Here is a 16,410-nt window from a genome sequence, read left to right as displayed (position 1 = left end):
CGAGCGTCGCTAAGCGGGCCGGAAAATAGAAAGAGAAGACAGCGAGAACCGCTTACGCGAGGCGTTCCTGGACAAGCTCCTGCACGTCGTCGCGGAACTCCTCGACGGCGATCTCCTCGAGGACGGGCACGAAGAAGCCCTCGACGAGCATGTTCCGGGCCTGCTCCGGGCTGATCCCGCGGGAGGTCATGTAGAACATGTCCTGCTGGTCGACCTGTCCGACCGTCGCGGAGTGGCTCGCTTCGGTGTCGTGGTTCTTAATGATCAGCTTCGGCGAGGCGTCGGCCTCGCTGTCGTCTGAGAGCATCAGGGTGTTCTCACGCTGGTAGGAGGAGGTGTCCCAGGCGTCGCGGCCGACGTCCTGCACGCCCTCGTACACCGAGCGCGCCGTGTCGTCGAGCACGCCCCGCGTCACGAGGTCGGCGGTGGTGTGCTCGGCGTTGTGCCAGACACGCGCGTTGACGTCGAAGTGCTGGTCCTCGTGGCCGAAGAACGAGCCCACGATCTGGGACTCGCTGCCTTCGCCGTTGAGTTCCGTCTCGACGTCGGATCGCGTGATCTGGGTGCCGAAGTTGCCCTCGATCCAGTTGACCGTGGCGTCGTCGCCGGCGATTCCGTGTTTGAGCGTATAGCAGTAGGCGTCCTCCGAGAGGTTCTGCAGCGAGCCGAACTGGACGTTCGAGTTCGGGCCCGCGGCGATCTCGACGAGGTTGCTGAAGTAGCGACCCTCGTCGTCGGCCGTCGGCCCCTCGTCACCGATGGCTTCGAGGATGGTCACGGACGCGCTCTCCTCGGTCACCACGAGCGTGTGGCTGAACAGGGAGTCCGAGCGCATCTCGGTTCGGATCTTCACGTCCTCGGCGTCGACGCCCTCGGGGACGTAGATCAGCGTACCCGTCGTGAACAGGGCGGCCGACAGCGCGGTGAGGTAGTTGCTCTGGGGGTCGAGCGTCGCGCCGAACTCCTCGCGGATGAGGTCCTCGTGCTCGTCGAGGGCGGTCTCGAAGTCGAGCACTTCGACGCCCTCGGCGGTGACACGCTCGGTCTCGTCGGCCTGGTTCAGCGGATCGACCAGACTGTCGAACTGGAGGTCGGTGAGGTTCGTCCACCGACGGCCGGGCGTCTGGATCACGTCCGGCAGGTCGAGGTCGTCGAGCGCGTCGAGCGCGTCGAGGCGGCGTTCGAGCAGCCACTCGGGTTCGTCGCGGGCCTCGGAGAGTTCGCGGACGGTGTCCGCGGTGAGACCCTGTTTGAGCGTCGCGCTCATTATCCGAGGCTCCCCTCCATCTCGAGTTCGACCAGTCGGTTCAGCTCCACGGCGTACTCGATGGGGAGCTCCTCCGTGATCGGCTCGATGAAGCCGCTGACGATCATCTGCTTGGCGTCGTCGTCGTCGAGCCCACGGGTCTGGAGGTAGAAGATGTCCTCGTCGCCGATCTTCCCCACCGTCGCCTCGTGGGCCACGTCGACCTTCGACTCGTTGATCTCCATGTACGGCATCGTGTCGGAGGTCGACTCGTTGTCGAACATCAGCGCGTCACACTCGACGGCGGTCGAGGAGTTCTCGGCACCGTCGGCGATGTGGACGAGGCCGCGGTAGTTCGTGCGGCCGCCGTCCTTGCTGATGGACTTCGACTCGATGGTGGACTTCGTCTCCGGCGCGTTGTGGTACACCTTCGCGCCGGTGTCGATGTCCTGGCCCTCGCCCGCGAAGGCGATGGTGATGTGGTTGTCGCTGGCGCCGCGGCCCTTGAGGACCGTCGACGGGTAGAGCATCGTGGCCTTCGAGCCCATCGAGCCCGAGATCCACTCCATGCGCCCGTCCTGTTCGACGAGGGCGCGCTTGGTGTTGAGGTTGTACGTGTTCTTCGACCAGTTCTGGACGGTCGAGTACTGGACGTGGGCGTTCTCGCCGACGTACACCTCGACGCCGCCGGAGTGAAGGTTGAACGCGGAGTACTTCGGGGCGGAACAGCCCTCGATGTAGTGGACTTCCGAGTTCTCCTCGGCGATGATGAGCGTGTGCTCGAACTGGCCCATCCCTTCGGAGTTCATCCGGAAGTACGCTTGGACGGGCATGTCGACGGTCACGTCCTCGGGGACGTAGACGAACGAGCCGCCCGACCAGATGGCGCCGTGCAGCGCCGCGAACTTGTTGTCGCTCGGGGGGACACAGTCCGTCATGAAGTGCTCCTTGACGAGCTCCTCGTGCTCGCGCACGGCCTCGTCCATGTTGCAGAAGATGACGCCCTTGTCCTCCCAGCGCTCGAGCATGTTCTGGTAGACGACCTCCGACTCGTACTGGGCGCCGACGCCCGAGAGCGCGTTCTTCTCGGCCTCGGGGATGCCCAGCTTGTCGAACGTGTCCTTGATCTCGTCGGGGAGGTCGGTCCAGTCGTCGACGCCGCCCCGGGTCTCGATGTCCGGGCGGATGTACGGGACGATCTCGTTGATGTCCATCTCCGAAAGGTCGGGCTGGCCCGGCCAGTCGGTCGGCATCGGCATCGCCTGGAACTGCTTGAGCGCGCGCAGCCGGCGCTCGCGCATCCAGTCGGGCTCGTCCTTGTCGTCGGAGATCGCGTGGATCGTCTCCTCGGTCAGCCCTTTCTCCGCCGCGTAGGCGGCCTTGGAGTCCTTCTTGAAGTCGAAGCGCTCCTCGGTGTCGGTCTGTTGTAGGTGGTCCTGGTCTGAACTCATGATTTAAGCCGTCTCGTAGACCTGCTCGCGCACCCAGTCGTACCCCTCCTCCTCGAGATCCTCGGCGAGCTCGGCGTCGCCCTCCATGACGACTTCGCCGTCGAGCATCACGTGAACCCGGTCGGGCTCCACGTAGTCGAGGATGCGCTGGTAGTGGGTGATCTGCAGGACGCCGGTGCCCTGTTCGTCACGCAGTCGTTCGATGCCCTGTGCCACGTCGCTGAGCCGGTCGATGTCGAGCCCGGAGTCGATCTCGTCGAGCACCGCGATCGACGGTTCGAGGATCGCCGCCTGCAGCACCTCGTTCTGCTTCTTCTCGCCGCCGGAGAAGCCGGCGTTGAGGTAGCGCTGTGCGAACGACTCGTCCATGTCCAGCAGCTCCATCTTCTCGCTCAGGATCTGCTGGAACTCGGCGACGCCGATCTCGCCCTCGTCGGCGGGGCCCTCCATCGGCGAGGTCTCGTACCCCTCGTCCTCGTCGGCGGCCTCCGCCTCCTCTTCCTCCTCGTCCTCGAAAAGCTCCTCGCGCTCTTCGAGCTTGGCGTTGAGCGCCTGTCGGAGGAAGTTCGTCATCGTGACCCCCTCGATCTCGGCGGGGTACTGGAACGCGAGGAAGATCCCGAGCGCGGCCCGCTCGTTGGGTTCGAGGTCGAGCAGGTCCCACGACATGTCCTCCTCGTCGGCGTCGACGTCCTCGACGTCCTCCGCGTCGAGGTGGAGGTTGATCTCACCCTCGGTCACTTCGTAGGCCGGGTGGCCCGCGATGACCTTGGCGGTCGTGGACTTGCCGGACCCGTTCGGGCCCATCAGTGCGTGGATCTCCCCGGACTCGACCTCGAGGTCGACCCCGCGGAGGATTCGCTCACCGTTCTCGGCGACTTCGGCGTGTAGGTTGTTGATTTCGAGTGTAGCCATTCGTAGCCTCGTGCGTATACATCGGTGTGTCCACCCATGAACGTTACGCATCACCCCCCGAGTATTTCGGAATATGAAAACAATAGTTCCCAAAAAGAGAAACATCGCCGGACGGGCCGTCGCTCGCGATCCCAAGGGTACGTCCGGTGACGCCAATGATACGCGTCTCGGGAGGGGGTCGCCGCCACCCGAAAGGGGTTTCCGGGTCGGGACCGCGGCTTCCGGCAATGCAGTATCTCGCCGTGCTCGTGTGGCTGGCCGTCTTCGCGGGGTTGGCCGTGCTCGGCTACCCGGCCGCGGCCCGGCTGTTTTCTCGGTTCCGGAGCAGCGGAGCCGGGTTCGCGCTCCCGATCGCGCTGGTGACGGTCTGGCTCCCGGTGTACTGGCTCGGGAAGCTCTCCTTCGGCCCGCTCACGGTTGCTGCGGGGCTGGCGGTGCTGGTCGGCGTCGCGGCCGCCCTCAGTCTCGACCGCGAGGCACTTCGGGACAGGGAGCTCCGCCTCGGCGAGGAAATCGGAATCGATCGCCGCGCCGCCGCCGAGACCGCGGTCGTCTTCCTCGCGGCGTTCCTGTTCCTGATCGCGGTCCGCAGCGTCGACCCCGCGGTCCACGCCGCCGGCGGCGAGAAGTACCTCGACTACGGGATGCTCCGCACGCTGCTCCGTTCGGGGACGCTGCCGCCGGAGGACTTCTGGTTCGCGGGCGAGCCGGTGCAGTACTACTACGGCGGTCACCTGGTCGCCGCGATCCTGACGGTCCTGACGGGCAGCGCGCCCGAACTCGCGTACAACCTCGCGCTCGCGGGGTTCTACGCGATGCTCGTGACCGCGGCGTACGACCTCGCCGCGAACGTCGCGGCCGAACGGGAGTTCGACGCACGAACCGGCGGCGCCGTCGCCGCCTTCTTCGTGGGGTTCGCGAGCAACTTCGCGACGATCGGCCGGATTCTGCTTGGCTTCCTTCCCCCCGGGCTGCGGGAATCGCTCGCGCCGGGGATCGAGGCGCTCCCGCTGTCGGGTGAGGGGTTCAGCTACTGGAACGCCAGCCGCGTGATCACCGACACCGTCGGCGGCAACACGTTCCCGACGATCAACGAGTTCCCGCTGTTCGCGTGGCTCAACGGCGACATGCACGCCCACATGATGGGCACCCCGTTCCTCCTGCTCGCGGCGGCGCTGGGGTTCGCGCTCTACCTGACGCCGGCCGAAGAGCGTCGTCGACGGCTCGGCCTGCTCGCAGTCGTCCCCCTGCTCGGCTTCTTCCAGATCGTTACGAGCACCTGGAGCTTCCCCTCGGTGTTCGGCGTCACCTACCTCGCGCTCGCACTCGCCCCGGCCGACCCGACCGGGCTCCTCCCCAACGATGTGGCCGAGCGCGTTCGCGCGGGACGACAGCAAGTGGCCGACTTAATCGGCGGCGACGGCGCGGACCGCGCGCTCGCCGAACTCGAACGGCTGCTCGTCCCCCTCGGCGTCGTTGGCGGCCTCGTCGCGGTCGCGGGCGTGCTTGGGCTTCCGTTCCTCACGCGGACGATGACCGGCGGGAGCGAGCGGACGATCGCGCTTCTCCCCGCGGCAGCCCGCAGCGGCGTCCTCGAACTGTTCGCCGTCCACGGCGCGTTCCTGTGCGTGTTCGGACTGTTCCTGTTCTCGCGACTGCGTGGCGACGAGCGACTGCCGCTGCTGACCGCCGTGCTCGGCGTCGGCGCCGTCGCCGTCACGCTCCCGCTCGACGTGCTGGCGTTCACGCTCCCGCTGCTGGTCGTCGGCTGGGCGGTGCTGCGGTTCCGCGACGCGGGCTACGAGACGGTGCTGATCGTCGCCGGCGCGGGGCTGGTGACGATCGTGGAGTTCGTCTACGTCAGCGAGCAGGCCGGCCCGCTCCGGATGAACACCGTGTTCAAGACGTACATGCAGGTCTGGGTGCTATGGAGCGTCGGCGCGGGTACCGCAGTCGCCGGGCTCCTGGCCGGCGCGAAACGAGCGGTCCAGCGCGCGGAGCGTCCCGGGGTGGGACGGGGCGTCGTGGTTCCCGCGTTCGTCGCATTGCTCGTGGTGTCGACCTCGCTGTACGGCGGGTTCGCACTCTCGGGGCACTTCGCTGACGCGAGCGATCCGACGCTCGACGCGACCGAGATGCCGTCGTGGTACGAGGAGGGCGAGCTCGCGGCGGTCGACTGGCTCGACTGGAACGCCGACGGGGAGACGGTGATCGTCTCGGCGCCGGCACAGGGCGGCACACCCGGGATGTACAACTGGAACTCCGCGATCGCGTCCAGCCTGACCGGCGTGCCCACGGTCGTCGGCTGGGCCCACGAGGTCGGCTACCGCGGGAGCGAGGCGTACGACGCCCGCGTCGGCGCCGTCGACGCACTCTACACCGGATCGCCCGCCGACGCCGCGTCGGTGATCCGTGAGCACGACGTGAACTACGTCTGGGTGGGGAGCGCCGAACGGAACCGCTACGGCGACGAGCTGGTGAACTTCTCGGACCGCGCGGGGTACGAGCCCGTGTTCACCCACGGCGACGTGGTGGTGTACGAGGTGACGGCGGCGGAGCTTCCGACGTGATGCGGCGAGCGAAAAAGAAGCGGTCTATACGTTCAGCGGGTTCTTCTCGCTCACGATCTCGACGTCCTCGGCGTCGACGCTCTCGGTTTCGAGCCAGTTGGGGACGTACTGTCGCTTGTCGTACTCCTCGCGTTCGTCCTCCGTGCCGACCGTACACCACAGCTGGGGCTCGTCCGGCCCGTGCCAGTCGCCCTGCTTGTTCATGCCGAAACAGATCAGCTCCTCCCCGTCGACCTCGATGACGTCGTCGCGTCGGAACCCGGCGTCGCCGTGGACGATGAGCTGCTTCATGCGCGGGAGTTCGGCCACTCGCTCCTTAACCGCTTCGCTCCCCCGTCGATCGAGACCAAACGGGTTTTAACCGCGCCTCCCGAACTCGCCGCCAAGAGGCGAATATCCATGGAGATGCCACGCCGCATGAACACGTACTGTCCGCACTGTGACGCCCACCACGAACACGAGGTCGAGAAGGTTCGATCCGGCCGTCAGACCGGGATGAAGTGGGCCGCCCGCCAGCAGAAGCGCGGCAAGAAGGTCATCGGGAACTCCGGGAAGTTCTCGAAGGTGCCGGCCGGCAACAAGCCGACCAAGAAGACCCACCTGAAGTACATCTGCTCGGACTGCAACAAGGCGCACATGCGAGAAGGGTGGCGGACCGGCCGCCTGGAGTTCCAGGAATGACGGGGAGTTTCCTCACCGTCGTCTGTCCGGACTGTGAGAACGAGCAGGTGCTGTTCCAGAAGGCCGCCACGACTGTCAACTGTGCCGTCTGTGGCACCACGCTGGCGACGCCCACCGGCGGGAAGGCGGAGATCAACGGCGACGTCGCCGACACCGTCGAGGCGCGATAGCACCTGATGGCGGGGAACGAGTGGCCCGAGCCGGGTGAGCTCGTCGTCGGCACCGTCGACGAGATCGCCGACTTCGGCGTGTTCGTCGACATGGAGGGGTACGAGCACCGCGGACTGGTCCACGTCTCGGAGGTCGCCTCCGGCTGGATCAAGAACGTCCGCGACCACGTCAGCGTCGGCCGGACGGTCGTCGCGAAGGTGCTCGAAGTCGACGAGTCGGCCCAACAGGTCGACCTCTCGCTCAAGGACGTCAACGAGCACCAGCGCAAGCAGACGATCCAAGAGTGGAAGAACCAACAGAAGGCCGACAAGTGGATGGAGCTCGCCTTCGGCGAGGACCACGACCGCGACGACGTGGTCGAGGCGCTGACCGCCGAGTACGACTCGCTGTACACGGCGTTCGAGGAGGCCGCCGTCCACGGGATGGAGGCGCTCGACGACGTTGGGCTCGACGACGAGGCCGCACAGGCGGTCGTCCAGACCGCCCGGGAGAACGTCTCGGTGCCGTACGTCAACGTCACCGGCTACGTCGACATCCGCTCGCCCGGCCCCGGGGGCGTCGACGACGTGAAGGCCGCGCTGCGGGCCGCCGAGGGTGATGGGGACCACGAAGTCCCCGAAGAGGTCGAACTCGAAGTGTCCTACGTCGGCGCGCCGGAGTACCGCATCGAGGTGCAGGCGCCCGACTACAAGACAGCCGAAGCGGAGCTCGAAGCCGCGGCGGCGCGCGCCGAGACGGCGATCGAGGAGCGCGGCGGTACCGCCGAGTACCACCGCGAGCGCAACGAACCCGAAGAATGACGAAGTCGGACATCCGCGTCTGCTCGGCGTGGGCGTCCACTCACGATCGGCCCGTCTACACGCTTTCTGCAGAGTGTCCGGAGTGTGGCGCCGAGGCGATCAACTCCGCCCCGGCGCCGTTCGACCCTGCGGACCCCTACGGCGAGTACCGCCGGCGGGCGCGCGACGCCGGCCCCGACACGAACTGAGGGTTTCGACGTACCTTTACCCGGCGAGAGACCATTCGCGGGTATGGATCCCATCGATATCGAGACGGTCGCAGACCCGGAGCTCCGCGACCCCGTGCTCGTCGAGGGGCTGCCCGGCGTCGGCCACGTCGGGAAGCTCGCCGCCGAGCACCTGCTCGAGGAGTTCGAGAGCACGCTCGTCCGGCGGGTGTACGCCGACGAGTTCCCGCCGCAGGTCGACGTCGACGACGACGGCGTCGCCTCGCTGACCCACGCCTCCTTCCACGCGGTCGATCTCTCTTCGCCGACTCCGACCGACGTGGAGGAGGAGCAGGAGAGCGAGGACGACGGGGACGAGGCCGACGACGAGAACCCCGAGGGCGACGCGCTCGCCGACGGCGGTGAAGTCGACGAGGACGACGATGGGGAGAGCGAAGACGCCGAAGAAGACGACCCCGGCACCGTCCCGACCGACCGCGACCTGCTCGTCCTCACGGGGAACCACCAGGCCGGGAGCAACAAGGGCCACTACCAGCTCACGGAGGCGTTCCTCGACGTGGCCGAGGGGTTCGGCGTCGAGGAGGCGTACGCGCTGGGCGGCGTCCCGACGGGCGAGCTCATCGAGGAGCACAACGTCCTCGGCGCCGTCAGCGACGGCGAACTCACCGACTCCCTTTCCGAGGCGGGCGTGGAGTTCCGCGGCGACGAACCCGCCGGCGGCATCGTCGGCGTCTCGGGGCTACTGCTCGGCCTCGGCGGCCGGCGCGGCCTCGACGTGGCCTGCCTGATGGGCGAAACTAGCGGCTACCTCGTCGACCCCAAAAGCGCACAGACGGTGCTTGAGACGCTGGAGCAGCAGCTCGACTTCCGCGTGAACTTCGCCGCGCTGGAGAAGCGCGCCGAGGAGATGGAGGAGGTCGTCAGCAAGATCCAGCAGATGCAGGAGGGCGGCAGTGGCGGGATGGGCGGCGACGAGGAGCTGCGCTACATCGGCTGAACGCGGGTCGGGGGAACTAAGTTCCGCCGCGCCCGGGATCGAGTATGGACTTCGAGCACCCCTCCTGGCGCGCACTTGCGGGCGCCCTCGGCGGCTACGGGCTGATTCTGGTCGGTATGACGGTGCTGCTGTTCGGGGTGCCGACCGCCGTGTTCTTCCTGCTCTAAGCGCCCGAGCCGGCGTCGCCGTTGGCGTCGATGCGCGCCTCGTACTTCGAGAGCGACGTTGCCAGCGCCTCGCCGGCATCAGTTTCCAGCTCCTCGGCGAGCGCTAACAGTGCGAACAGCGCGTCGCCGAGTTCGTCCTCGGGGACCGAAAGCGAGTCGGGCTCGTCGCCGTACTCGCTCGACTTCGCAGCGTCGGCCGCGACCTCGCCCACTTCGGCGGCGAGATCGAGCAGGCGATACGCCGGCGGCGCGGTCATCCCGTTCTCCTCGAGGAACTGAGCGACCTCGCGCTGTTCGGGCATGGAGGGGTCGTCGACCATAGCGACGCGAGCGGCAGCGGACCGGAAAAAGCGGACGGTTCGGATCGAAAACAGATGGTCAGCGCGAGAAGCGGCCGGCTCGATCAGGCGAACGCGGGGGAGTCGCCGGTCTCCATCGTCTCGCTACCCTGGAGCTTCTCCCAGGCCTCGACGAAGTCGCGCTTCTCGATCTCGGTGCGGTCGTCGCGGATCGCGAACATCCCGGCCTCCGTACAGATCGCCTTCACGTCGGCGCCGGAGGCGTCGTCGGCCAGCTCCGCGAGTTCGGCGAAGTTCACGTCGTCGGAGACGTTCATGTCGCGGGTGTGGATCTGGAAGATGAGCTCGCGACCCTCGGGGTCGGGCTTGGGCACCTCGATCAGGCGGTCGAAGCGGCCGGGCCGCAGGATCGCCTCGTCGAGCATGTCGAAGCGGTTGGTCGCGGCGATGATGCGGATGTCACCGCGCTCGTCGAACCCGTCCATCTCCGAGAGCAGCTGCATCATCGTGCGCTGGACCTCGGCGTCGCCGGATGTCTTCGAGTCCGTCCGCTTGGAGGCGATGGCGTCGATCTCGTCGATGAAGATCACCGCGGGCTCGTTCTCGCGAGCGACCTCGAACAGGTCGCGGACGAGCTTTGCGCCCTCGCCGATGAACTTGTGGACCAGCTCGGAGCCGGCCATCTTGATGAAGCTCGCGTCGGTCTCGTTCGCGACCGCCTTCGCGAGCATCGTCTTCCCCGTGCCCGGCGGGCCGTGGAGCAGGATGCCGCTGGGCGGCTGGATGCCGACCTTGTCGAACGTTCCGGGCTGCTGGAGGGGGAGTTCGACCGTCTCGCGGACCTCGCGCATCTGGTCTTCGAGGCCGCCGATGTCGCCGTAGGTCACGTCCGGCGAGTGGTCGATCTGCATCACGCGGGCCCGCACGTCCGTCTCGCGGGTGAGCTTCTGGACGACCGACAGCGAGTTGTTGACCGCGACGCGGTCATCGGGTTCGATGTCCTCGCGCATCTCGTCGGTGATCTCGGTCAGGGCCTCCTGGTTGTTGCCGTGCTGCTTGATCACGACGCCGTCGTCGTTGACCTCCTGGACCGTCGCGACGAACAGCGGTGACTGCTTGAGCTTCTCGTTCTCGTGGGAGAGCCGTTCGAGTTTCTGCTGGTACTTGTTGTTCTCGGCGTTGGCGTCCAGCAGGCTGTCCCGCATCTGCTCGTTCTGGTCCTCCAGATCCTCGAGGCGGTCACGTAGGGACTCGATCTTCTCCTGTTGCGACGCCGTCTCCTCGTAGGGGAGTTCGACGTCGTCAACCGTATCGCTCATTGGCGGATCGTAGGCGGCTGACTCTTATGAGGCTTCGGGTCGCGTCGGAACGCGCCGCCGACGGAACCAGCGACACAGCGCCGCTGTCATCCGATCCCCCGAGCCTCGAACACCCCGACCCTCAAGTGCGATGACGCGGCCACCCACACCATGCCCGATCCGGACGCCGTCGCACGAGCGTTAGCTCGGCTCGCCGACGGCAGCCACCGACGGCACGGGACCGACGACACGGAGCCGGAACGAACCGTCGCCGAGGCCGAGACTGCGATCGAGAGCGTCGACAGCGCGGCGGCGTTCGTCGACGACGACGGAGAGGCCGCGCTCCGCCGCGCCGTCGACGTCGCCGAGAACGCGGGCGACGACGGCCTCGCAGCCCGTGGCCGGGCAGTGTTGACGACGCTCGATGCGTTCCGCGACGCCGCCACAGGCGGTGACGAACGACCGGCCGACGACGGGCGGACCACTTCCACCCCGCTCGCACAACCCTCTTCCCGGGAGGGGGCGTAGCCGAGGGCAGATGACTCGGGTGATACACACGGGCGACACCCACGTCGGCTACCAGCAGTACCACTCCCCCGAGCGCCGGGCGGACTTCCGCCGGGCGTTCGACGCCGTCGTCGACGACGCGATCGAGGAGGGCGTCGACGCGGTGGTCCACGCCGGCGACCTGTTCCACGACCGCCGGCCCGAACTGCCGGACCTGATGGCCGTCCTCTCCGCGCTGCGGCGGCTGGACGACGCCGACATCCCGTTCCTCGCGATCGTCGGCAACCACGAGGCCACCCGGACCGGCGAGTGGCTGGACCTGTTCGAGGGGACGGGGCTCGCGACCCGGCTGGGCGACAGCCCCGTCGTCGTCGGGGACACCGCGTTCTACGGGCTCGACTGGGTGCCCGAATCGCGCCGGGACGACCTCGAGTACGAGTTCGAGAGCCACGGCGCCACCCACGCGGCGCTGGTCTCCCACGGGCTGTTCACCCCCTTCGAGTTCGGCGAATGGGACACCGAGACCGTGCTCGCGGAATCGACCGTCGAGTTCGACGCGATGCTGCTCGGCGACAACCACAAGCCCGACACCGCGGAGGTCGCGGGGACGTGGGTGAGCTACTGCGGCTCGACCGAGCGCGCGAGCGCAAGCGAGGAGGACGCTCGCGGCTACAACCTCGTCACGTTCGACGACGGGGTGGACATCCGCCGGCGCAGCCTCGACACCCGGCCGTTCGCGTTCGTCTCCGTCGACCTCGCCGAGGGCGAGGGCGTCGAGCGCGTGCGCGAGCAGGTGCGCCAGCACGACCTCGAGGACGCGGTCTGTATCGTCGAGATCACCGGCGAGGGCGAGCCCGTGACGCCCGCGGCGGTCGAGGAGGCCGGCGAGGCCGGGGGCGCGCTGCTCGTCCGCGTCACTGACCGCCGCGAGATCGAGGAGGAAGCCGATATCGGCGTCAGCTTCGCCGACCCCGACGAGGCGGTCAGCGAGCGAGTCTCGGAGATGGGACTCTCGACGGCCGCCCGCGACGTGGACGAGACCGTCCGGGAGAGCAAGGTGGCCGACTCGAACGTCCGCGAGGAGATCAAGAACCGCGTGACCGACCTGCTCGACGACGACCCGGCCGCGTTCGAGCCGGCCGGTGAGGAGGAGGAAGTGACCGACGGTGACGACGGCAGTGAGCCGGACGCCGGGGCCGACGAACCGATCCCACAAACTGACGGCGACGAGCAGGGCACCATGGAGGAGTACCTGTGAAGTTCGACCGCCTGCGGCTCCGGAACTTCAAGCCGTACGCCGACACCGACCTGCAGTTCACCGACGGCGTCACCGTGATCCACGGGCTGAACGGCTCCGGGAAGTCGTCGCTACTGGAGGCCTGCTTCTTCGCGCTGTACGGCTCGAAGGCGCTGGACGGCACGCTCGACGACGCCGTCACCACCGGTGCCGACGAGACCGACGTGGAGCTGTGGTTCACCCACGCCGGCGAGGAGTACAAGATCACCCGGGAGCTCCGGCGCTCCGGCGGGTCGATCTCGACCCGGACCTGCGTACTGGAGGGGCCGGATACGACCGTCGAGGGCGCACGCGACGTGCGGGAGTTCGTCGGCAACGAACTGCTCCGGATGGACAGCGACGCGTTCCGTAACTGCGCGTACATCCGGCAGGGCGAGGTGAACCGACTGATCAACGCCTCCCCCCGAGAGCGACAGGAGATGATCGACGACCTGCTCCAGCTCGGGAAGCTGGAGGAGTACCGCGAGCGGGCCCGCGACGCCCGCCTCGGCGTCGAGGACGTGCTCGCGGACAAGCGCGGGGGACTGAACAAGCTCGAAGAACAGATCGAGCGGAAGGAAGCGAAGGGGCTCCACGACCGGCTCAACGACCTGGAGAGCGAGCTCTCCGAACTGGATTCGGAGATCGAGCGCTTCGAAGGGAACCGGGAGGACGCCCGGGAGACCAGAGACGAGGCCGAGTCCGTCATCGAGCAGGCCGAGGAGCGCGAGAGCGAACTCGAAGAGCTGAACGATGAGATCGAAGAGCTGGAGGCGTCGATCCGGGAGACCGAGAGCGAACGCGAGGCGCTCCTCGAAGAGATCACCGAGATCCGCGAGCGGATCGACGAGCGCGAGGCCGAACTCGACGATCTCGCCGACGCCGCCGGGATCGACGCCGCGACCGAGACAGCCGTCGCCGCAGCCCGCGAGGAACTCGACGAACGCGAAGCGGACCTCCGCGAGCAGCGACAGGAGCAGCGCGATCGAGTCACCAGCCTCGACAGCGAGGCCGAGAGCCTCGAGAACGAGGCCGAGCGACTACGTGAGCAGGCCGCCGAGAAGCGGGAGCGTGCCGACGAACTCGAGCAGGAAGCCGACGACGCCGAGACCGACCGCGAGGACCTGCGGGACGACCTCGACGAGGTGGCCCGAGAGCGCGAGGAGATCGAGGAGCAGTTCGCCGACGCGCCCGTCGAGATGGGCGAGGTCGAGGCCCACCGCGAGTCGCTCCGCGAGGCGCTCGACGAGGTACAGGGCGAGATCGAGGAGACAGTCGGAGCGCTCGCGTCCGCCCGCGACCGCGTCGAGGAGGCCGAAGAACTGCTCGAAGAAGGGAACTGTCCCGAATGTGGGCAGCCGGTCGAGGACTCCCCACACGTCGACACGCTGGAAGCGGACCGCGAGCGCGTCGAGGAGCTCTCCGCCCGGCTCGGGGAACTCAACGGCCGGAAGGAAGAGTTGAAAGCCGACATCGGGGACGCCGAGTCCCTCGTCGAAGCCGAGAGCCGCGCGGAGGTGCTCGCCGAGCGCCACGAGAGCAAGACCGAGCGCGTCGAGGAACTCGAAGCCGAAATCGAGAGCGACCGTGCGGAGGCTCGGGAACTCCGCGAGGAGACGGAAGAGCTCGAAGCCGAGGCCGAGGAGACCGACGCCGAGGCCGAGGCGAAAGCCGCCGAGGCAGAGCAGGCCCGCGAACAGATCGCCGAGTTCGACGAGGAACTCGACGCGATCGAGGATCGACGGGAGCGACTCGACGCCGTCGAGGAGACGCTCGACACCATCGAGAACGACGAGGACGAGATCGACCGCCTGCGGGAGCGGCGGGAGAGCAAGGCCGAGATCGCCGACGAGCGCCGGGACCGGCTGGACGACCTGCGGGCGCGCCGCGACGACCTCCGCGAGGCGTTCGACCGCGAGCGCGTCGAGCAGGCCCGCGAACAGCGCGAGAGCGCCGAGAACTACCTCGAGAAAGTCGAAGCCAAACTCGACTCGCTGGCCGAGCAGCGCGACGAGCTCACCGGCGAGATCGGGAGCGTCGAGAACGAGATCCGGGAGCTGGAGGAGCTCCGCGAGGACCGCGAGGCGCTCGCCGAGACCGTTGCGGATCTGGAGTCACTCCACGAGGAGACCGAGGAACTGGAGCGAACGTACGGCGACCTGCGGGCCGAACTCCGCCAGCGGAACGTCGAGAGCCTCGAACGGATGCTGAACGAGACGTTCGACCTCGCGTACGGCAACGACGCCTACTCCCACATCGAGCTCGACGGCGAGTACGAACTCACCGTCTACCAGAAAGACGGCACGCCGCTGTCGCCGGACCAGCTCTCCGGCGGCGAGCGTGCGCTGTTCAACCTCTCGCTGCGGTGTGCGATCTACCGGCTACTCTCGGAAGGGATCGAAGGCGCGGCACCCACCCCGCCGCTGATCCTCGACGAGCCGACGGTGTTCCTCGACGCCGGACACGTCTCCCGGCTCGTCCATCTGGTCGAGGAGATGCGCGGGTTCGGCGTGCGCCAGATCCTGATCGTGAGCCACGACGAGGAGCTGGTCGACGCCGCCGACGAGCTGGTCACCGTCGAGAAGGACACGACGACGAACCGCTCGACCGCGCGCCGGGAGGACGCCGCGACGCTCTCCGGTGCGGCGGCGCTGCTGGAGAGCGGGGACGACTAGGCGTCGTCGCGTAGCAGCGCGACCGCCTCTTCGGCGGTTTCGGTCGCCTCGTAGCCCCGCTCCCCGGCGACCTGACACGGCGTGACCAGCCCCGCCGCGCGGAGCTCGCCGAACAGGCCGTTGAAGTCACTCTCACACAGTCCCGAGTACGAAAGGAGGTCGACGACTGCGGTCGGGCCGGCGTCGACGAGGGTCACCAGCACGCCAAGCGCGCGCTCGTCGTGAACCGCCGTCATGACCCGCCGGACCGGTTCGGGGACGCCGGCGGCGGCGACGGTCAACGCCCCGTCCCCGAGCGGTTCCAGCGCGTCCGCGTCGACCGTTCGCTCCTCGCCGGTCGCGGGGTCACGAACCCGTGCCGTCCCCTCTGAGCGTGAGAGCAACAGGTGGCGCTGCCCGTCGGGTGTCTCGACCGTTCGCATCGCTCGTCGGAAGGCGGGCTGGGCGCAAAACGCTTCCGGGCCTCACGTGTCGCCGTCGTCGACGACTTCGCCGTCCTCGTCGTGATCCGCAGCGTCGCCGTCCTCGTCGGACTCCGCCCCGTCGTCGGCAGCGAACTGCCGGTACACCCAGTACGCACGTACCAGCGCCAGCATCCCGCCGGCGACCAGCCCCGCCGAGACGAGGGGGTAGCCACGGAGCGCGTACACCGTCGGGCCGAGCGCGATCAGCAACACGCCGGCGTTGACGTAGATCACCGCGCCCCAGAAGGCGGTCGCCGTCTCGGAGTCGACCTCTGTCAGGTCCTCTTCACCGCCGGCGTTCGTTCCGGCCCGTTGGTGGAGTTCGTCCTCCATGTCCCGCGTCTCCGGGACGGAAACCCCGTCGTCCTCGCCGTCGAACGTCTCCTCGACGAACGTCTCGACGGGGTCGTCGTCGCTCACGTCACTCACTCCCCGACCGACCGGCAAAAGGGTTCGCAGTCTGTCTCAGCGTCGATCCGCGAGCGACACCGCCGCGTCGCTCCGGAGCCACGCAAGCGGCGCCTCGGCGTCGTAGAGGACGACGCCGCCGTCGACCTCGTAGGACTCCACCGTCTCGAAACCGTCGTCGGCGGGTTCGACCGGCTCCGATGCCACCTCCGGCAGGCCGCTCTCGTCGGGCATGTGACTACCTACCAAACGGTGGAGTATATGCCTTTCGGGAGTGTGCGAACTTCCGGCCGCGGCGGTCGGACCACCGTCGTTTTA

Annotated in this window: 19 protein-coding genes; 10 read left to right on the top strand and 9 right to left on the bottom strand. The window is 67.9% G+C overall.

The genetic code is table 11. The features are described 5' to 3' along the window. Positions 1-52: 52 nt before the first annotated feature. From sufD to BN1959_RS04850, 3 genes are read right to left on the bottom strand one after another with little or no spacing between them, the layout of a single operon-like run. A complete protein-coding gene (gene sufD, locus BN1959_RS04860) occupies positions 53-1,267 on the bottom strand; it encodes a Fe-S cluster assembly protein SufD (protein ID WP_053947578.1) in 1,215 nt (404 codons plus the stop codon). Beyond that, positions 1,267-2,697 (bottom strand): Fe-S cluster assembly protein SufB, encoded by a 1,431-nt coding sequence (gene sufB / locus BN1959_RS04855; RefSeq protein WP_053947577.1) that lies wholly within the window; start codon positions 2,695-2,697, stop codon positions 1,267-1,269. The genes sufD and sufB overlap by 1 nt, the downstream gene beginning before the upstream one ends. 3 nt (positions 2,698-2,700) lie before the next feature. After that, positions 2,701-3,612 (bottom strand): ABC transporter ATP-binding protein, encoded by a 912-nt coding sequence (locus tag BN1959_RS04850; protein WP_053947576.1) that lies wholly within the window; start codon positions 3,610-3,612, stop codon positions 2,701-2,703. Between the two features lie 227 nt (positions 3,613-3,839). On the opposite strand from BN1959_RS04850, the gene BN1959_RS04845 reads away from it, so the two are divergent. Beyond that, positions 3,840-6,182: a DUF2298 domain-containing protein gene (locus BN1959_RS04845; protein WP_079978604.1), complete on the top strand. Its 2,343-nt coding sequence runs from the start codon at positions 3,840-3,842 to the stop codon at positions 6,180-6,182. Positions 6,183-6,206: 24 nt separating this feature from the next. On the opposite strand, the gene BN1959_RS04840 is transcribed toward BN1959_RS04845, so the two are convergent. Next, on the bottom strand, positions 6,207-6,473 hold the full coding sequence (locus tag BN1959_RS04840) for an HAH_0734 family protein (RefSeq protein WP_053947575.1): 267 nt from the start codon (positions 6,471-6,473) through the stop codon (positions 6,207-6,209). A gap of 108 nt (positions 6,474-6,581) precedes the next feature. Between BN1959_RS04840 and BN1959_RS04835 the strand changes: the two genes are divergently transcribed. The 6 genes from BN1959_RS04835 to BN1959_RS15350 are packed head-to-tail and all read left to right on the top strand — an operon-like array spanning position 6,582 to position 9,165. Next, entirely contained in the window at positions 6,582-6,863 is a 282-nt protein-coding gene (locus BN1959_RS04835) for a 50S ribosomal protein L44e (protein ID WP_049980957.1), read from the top strand. Further along, positions 6,860-7,033 (top strand): 30S ribosomal protein S27e, encoded by a 174-nt coding sequence (locus tag BN1959_RS04830; RefSeq protein WP_053947574.1) that lies wholly within the window; start codon positions 6,860-6,862, stop codon positions 7,031-7,033. The genes BN1959_RS04835 and BN1959_RS04830 overlap by 4 nt, the downstream gene beginning before the upstream one ends. A gap of 6 nt (positions 7,034-7,039) precedes the next feature. Beyond that, entirely contained in the window at positions 7,040-7,834 is a 795-nt protein-coding gene (locus BN1959_RS04825; RefSeq protein ID WP_053947573.1) for a translation initiation factor IF-2 subunit alpha, read from the top strand. After that, on the top strand, positions 7,831-8,022 hold the full coding sequence (locus BN1959_RS04820) for an RNA-protein complex protein Nop10 (protein WP_053947572.1): 192 nt from the start codon (positions 7,831-7,833) through the stop codon (positions 8,020-8,022). Before BN1959_RS04825 ends, BN1959_RS04820 begins: the two co-directional genes overlap by 4 nt. A gap of 43 nt (positions 8,023-8,065) precedes the next feature. Next, on the top strand, positions 8,066-8,998 hold the full coding sequence (locus BN1959_RS04815) for a PAC2 family protein (protein WP_053947571.1): 933 nt from the start codon (positions 8,066-8,068) through the stop codon (positions 8,996-8,998). A gap of 44 nt (positions 8,999-9,042) precedes the next feature. Beyond that, complete coding sequence (locus BN1959_RS15350; protein ID WP_272913563.1) at positions 9,043-9,165, top strand: hypothetical protein; 123 nt, start codon at positions 9,043-9,045, stop codon at positions 9,163-9,165. Here BN1959_RS15350 and BN1959_RS04810 read toward each other — a convergent pair. Then, positions 9,162-9,467: a MazG-like family protein gene (locus tag BN1959_RS04810; RefSeq protein ID WP_202594703.1), complete on the bottom strand. Its 306-nt coding sequence runs from the start codon at positions 9,465-9,467 to the stop codon at positions 9,162-9,164. The two genes, BN1959_RS15350 and BN1959_RS04810, sit on opposite strands and share 4 nt — an antisense overlap. 101 nt (positions 9,468-9,568) lie before the next feature. Continuing rightward, positions 9,569-10,783, bottom strand: a complete 1,215-nt coding sequence (gene pan1 / locus BN1959_RS04805) for a proteasome-activating nucleotidase Pan1 (RefSeq protein ID WP_053947569.1) — start codon at positions 10,781-10,783, stop codon at positions 9,569-9,571. 150 nt (positions 10,784-10,933) lie between these two features. Between pan1 and BN1959_RS04800 the strand changes: the two genes are divergently transcribed. From BN1959_RS04800 to rad50, 3 genes are read left to right on the top strand one after another with little or no spacing between them, the layout of a single operon-like run. Continuing rightward, on the top strand, positions 10,934-11,290 hold the full coding sequence (locus BN1959_RS04800) for a hypothetical protein (protein ID WP_053947568.1): 357 nt from the start codon (positions 10,934-10,936) through the stop codon (positions 11,288-11,290). A 10-nt stretch (positions 11,291-11,300) separates the two neighbouring features. Continuing rightward, on the top strand, positions 11,301-12,527 hold the full coding sequence (gene mre11 / locus BN1959_RS04795) for a DNA double-strand break repair protein Mre11 (protein ID WP_053947567.1): 1,227 nt from the start codon (positions 11,301-11,303) through the stop codon (positions 12,525-12,527). Further along, positions 12,524-15,220 (top strand): DNA double-strand break repair ATPase Rad50, encoded by a 2,697-nt coding sequence (gene rad50 / locus BN1959_RS04790; protein ID WP_053947566.1) that lies wholly within the window; start codon positions 12,524-12,526, stop codon positions 15,218-15,220. The genes mre11 and rad50 overlap by 4 nt, the downstream gene beginning before the upstream one ends. On the opposite strand, the gene BN1959_RS04785 is transcribed toward rad50, so the two are convergent. From BN1959_RS04785 to BN1959_RS14995, 3 genes are read right to left on the bottom strand one after another with little or no spacing between them, the layout of a single operon-like run. Next, entirely contained in the window at positions 15,217-15,642 is a 426-nt protein-coding gene (locus BN1959_RS04785; RefSeq protein ID WP_053947565.1) for a DUF7346 family protein, read from the bottom strand. The genes rad50 and BN1959_RS04785 overlap by 4 nt on opposite strands. Before the next feature lie 42 nt (positions 15,643-15,684). Further along, positions 15,685-16,104: a DUF7322 domain-containing protein gene (locus tag BN1959_RS04780; protein ID WP_053947564.1), complete on the bottom strand. Its 420-nt coding sequence runs from the start codon at positions 16,102-16,104 to the stop codon at positions 15,685-15,687. A 45-nt stretch (positions 16,105-16,149) separates the two neighbouring features. Then, positions 16,150-16,326 carry a DUF7331 family protein gene (locus BN1959_RS14995; protein ID WP_202594641.1) on the bottom strand — a complete coding sequence of 59 codons (177 nt, stop codon included), beginning with the start codon at positions 16,324-16,326 and terminating at the stop codon, positions 16,150-16,152. Positions 16,327-16,410: the final 84 nt, after the last annotated feature.

Origin of the sequence: Halolamina sediminis (genome assembly GCF_001282785.1) — an archaeon.
Classification (GTDB): domain Archaea; phylum Halobacteriota; class Halobacteria; order Halobacteriales; family Haloferacaceae; genus Halolamina; species Halolamina sediminis.
This window is presented reverse-complemented; position numbering and strand designations above follow the sequence as displayed.

Coding starts and splice junctions, on each gene's coding strand:
- sufD (WP_053947578.1), bottom strand. CDS start 1,267: ATGAGCGCGACGCTCAAACAGGGTCTCACCGCGGACACCGTCCGCGAA.
- sufB (WP_053947577.1), bottom strand. CDS start 2,697: ATGAGTTCAGACCAGGACCACCTACAACAGACCGACACCGAGGAGCGC.
- BN1959_RS04850 (WP_053947576.1), bottom strand. CDS start 3,612: ATGGCTACACTCGAAATCAACAACCTACACGCCGAAGTCGCCGAGAAC.
- BN1959_RS04845 (WP_079978604.1), top strand. CDS start 3,840: ATGCAGTATCTCGCCGTGCTCGTGTGGCTGGCCGTCTTCGCGGGGTTG.
- BN1959_RS04840 (WP_053947575.1), bottom strand. CDS start 6,473: ATGAAGCAGCTCATCGTCCACGGCGACGCCGGGTTCCGACGCGACGAC.
- BN1959_RS04835 (WP_049980957.1), top strand. CDS start 6,582: ATGGAGATGCCACGCCGCATGAACACGTACTGTCCGCACTGTGACGCC.
- BN1959_RS04830 (WP_053947574.1), top strand. CDS start 6,860: ATGACGGGGAGTTTCCTCACCGTCGTCTGTCCGGACTGTGAGAACGAG.
- BN1959_RS04825 (WP_053947573.1), top strand. CDS start 7,040: ATGGCGGGGAACGAGTGGCCCGAGCCGGGTGAGCTCGTCGTCGGCACC.
- BN1959_RS04820 (WP_053947572.1), top strand. CDS start 7,831: ATGACGAAGTCGGACATCCGCGTCTGCTCGGCGTGGGCGTCCACTCAC.
- BN1959_RS04815 (WP_053947571.1), top strand. CDS start 8,066: ATGGATCCCATCGATATCGAGACGGTCGCAGACCCGGAGCTCCGCGAC.
- BN1959_RS15350 (WP_272913563.1), top strand. CDS start 9,043: ATGGACTTCGAGCACCCCTCCTGGCGCGCACTTGCGGGCGCCCTCGGC.
- BN1959_RS04810 (WP_202594703.1), bottom strand. CDS start 9,467: ATGCCCGAACAGCGCGAGGTCGCTCAGTTCCTCGAGGAGAACGGGATG.
- pan1 (WP_053947569.1), bottom strand. CDS start 10,783: ATGAGCGATACGGTTGACGACGTCGAACTCCCCTACGAGGAGACGGCG.
- BN1959_RS04800 (WP_053947568.1), top strand. CDS start 10,934: ATGCCCGATCCGGACGCCGTCGCACGAGCGTTAGCTCGGCTCGCCGAC.
- mre11 (WP_053947567.1), top strand. CDS start 11,301: ATGACTCGGGTGATACACACGGGCGACACCCACGTCGGCTACCAGCAG.
- BN1959_RS04785 (WP_053947565.1), bottom strand. CDS start 15,642: ATGCGAACGGTCGAGACACCCGACGGGCAGCGCCACCTGTTGCTCTCA.
- BN1959_RS14995 (WP_202594641.1), bottom strand. CDS start 16,326: ATGCCCGACGAGAGCGGCCTGCCGGAGGTGGCATCGGAGCCGGTCGAA.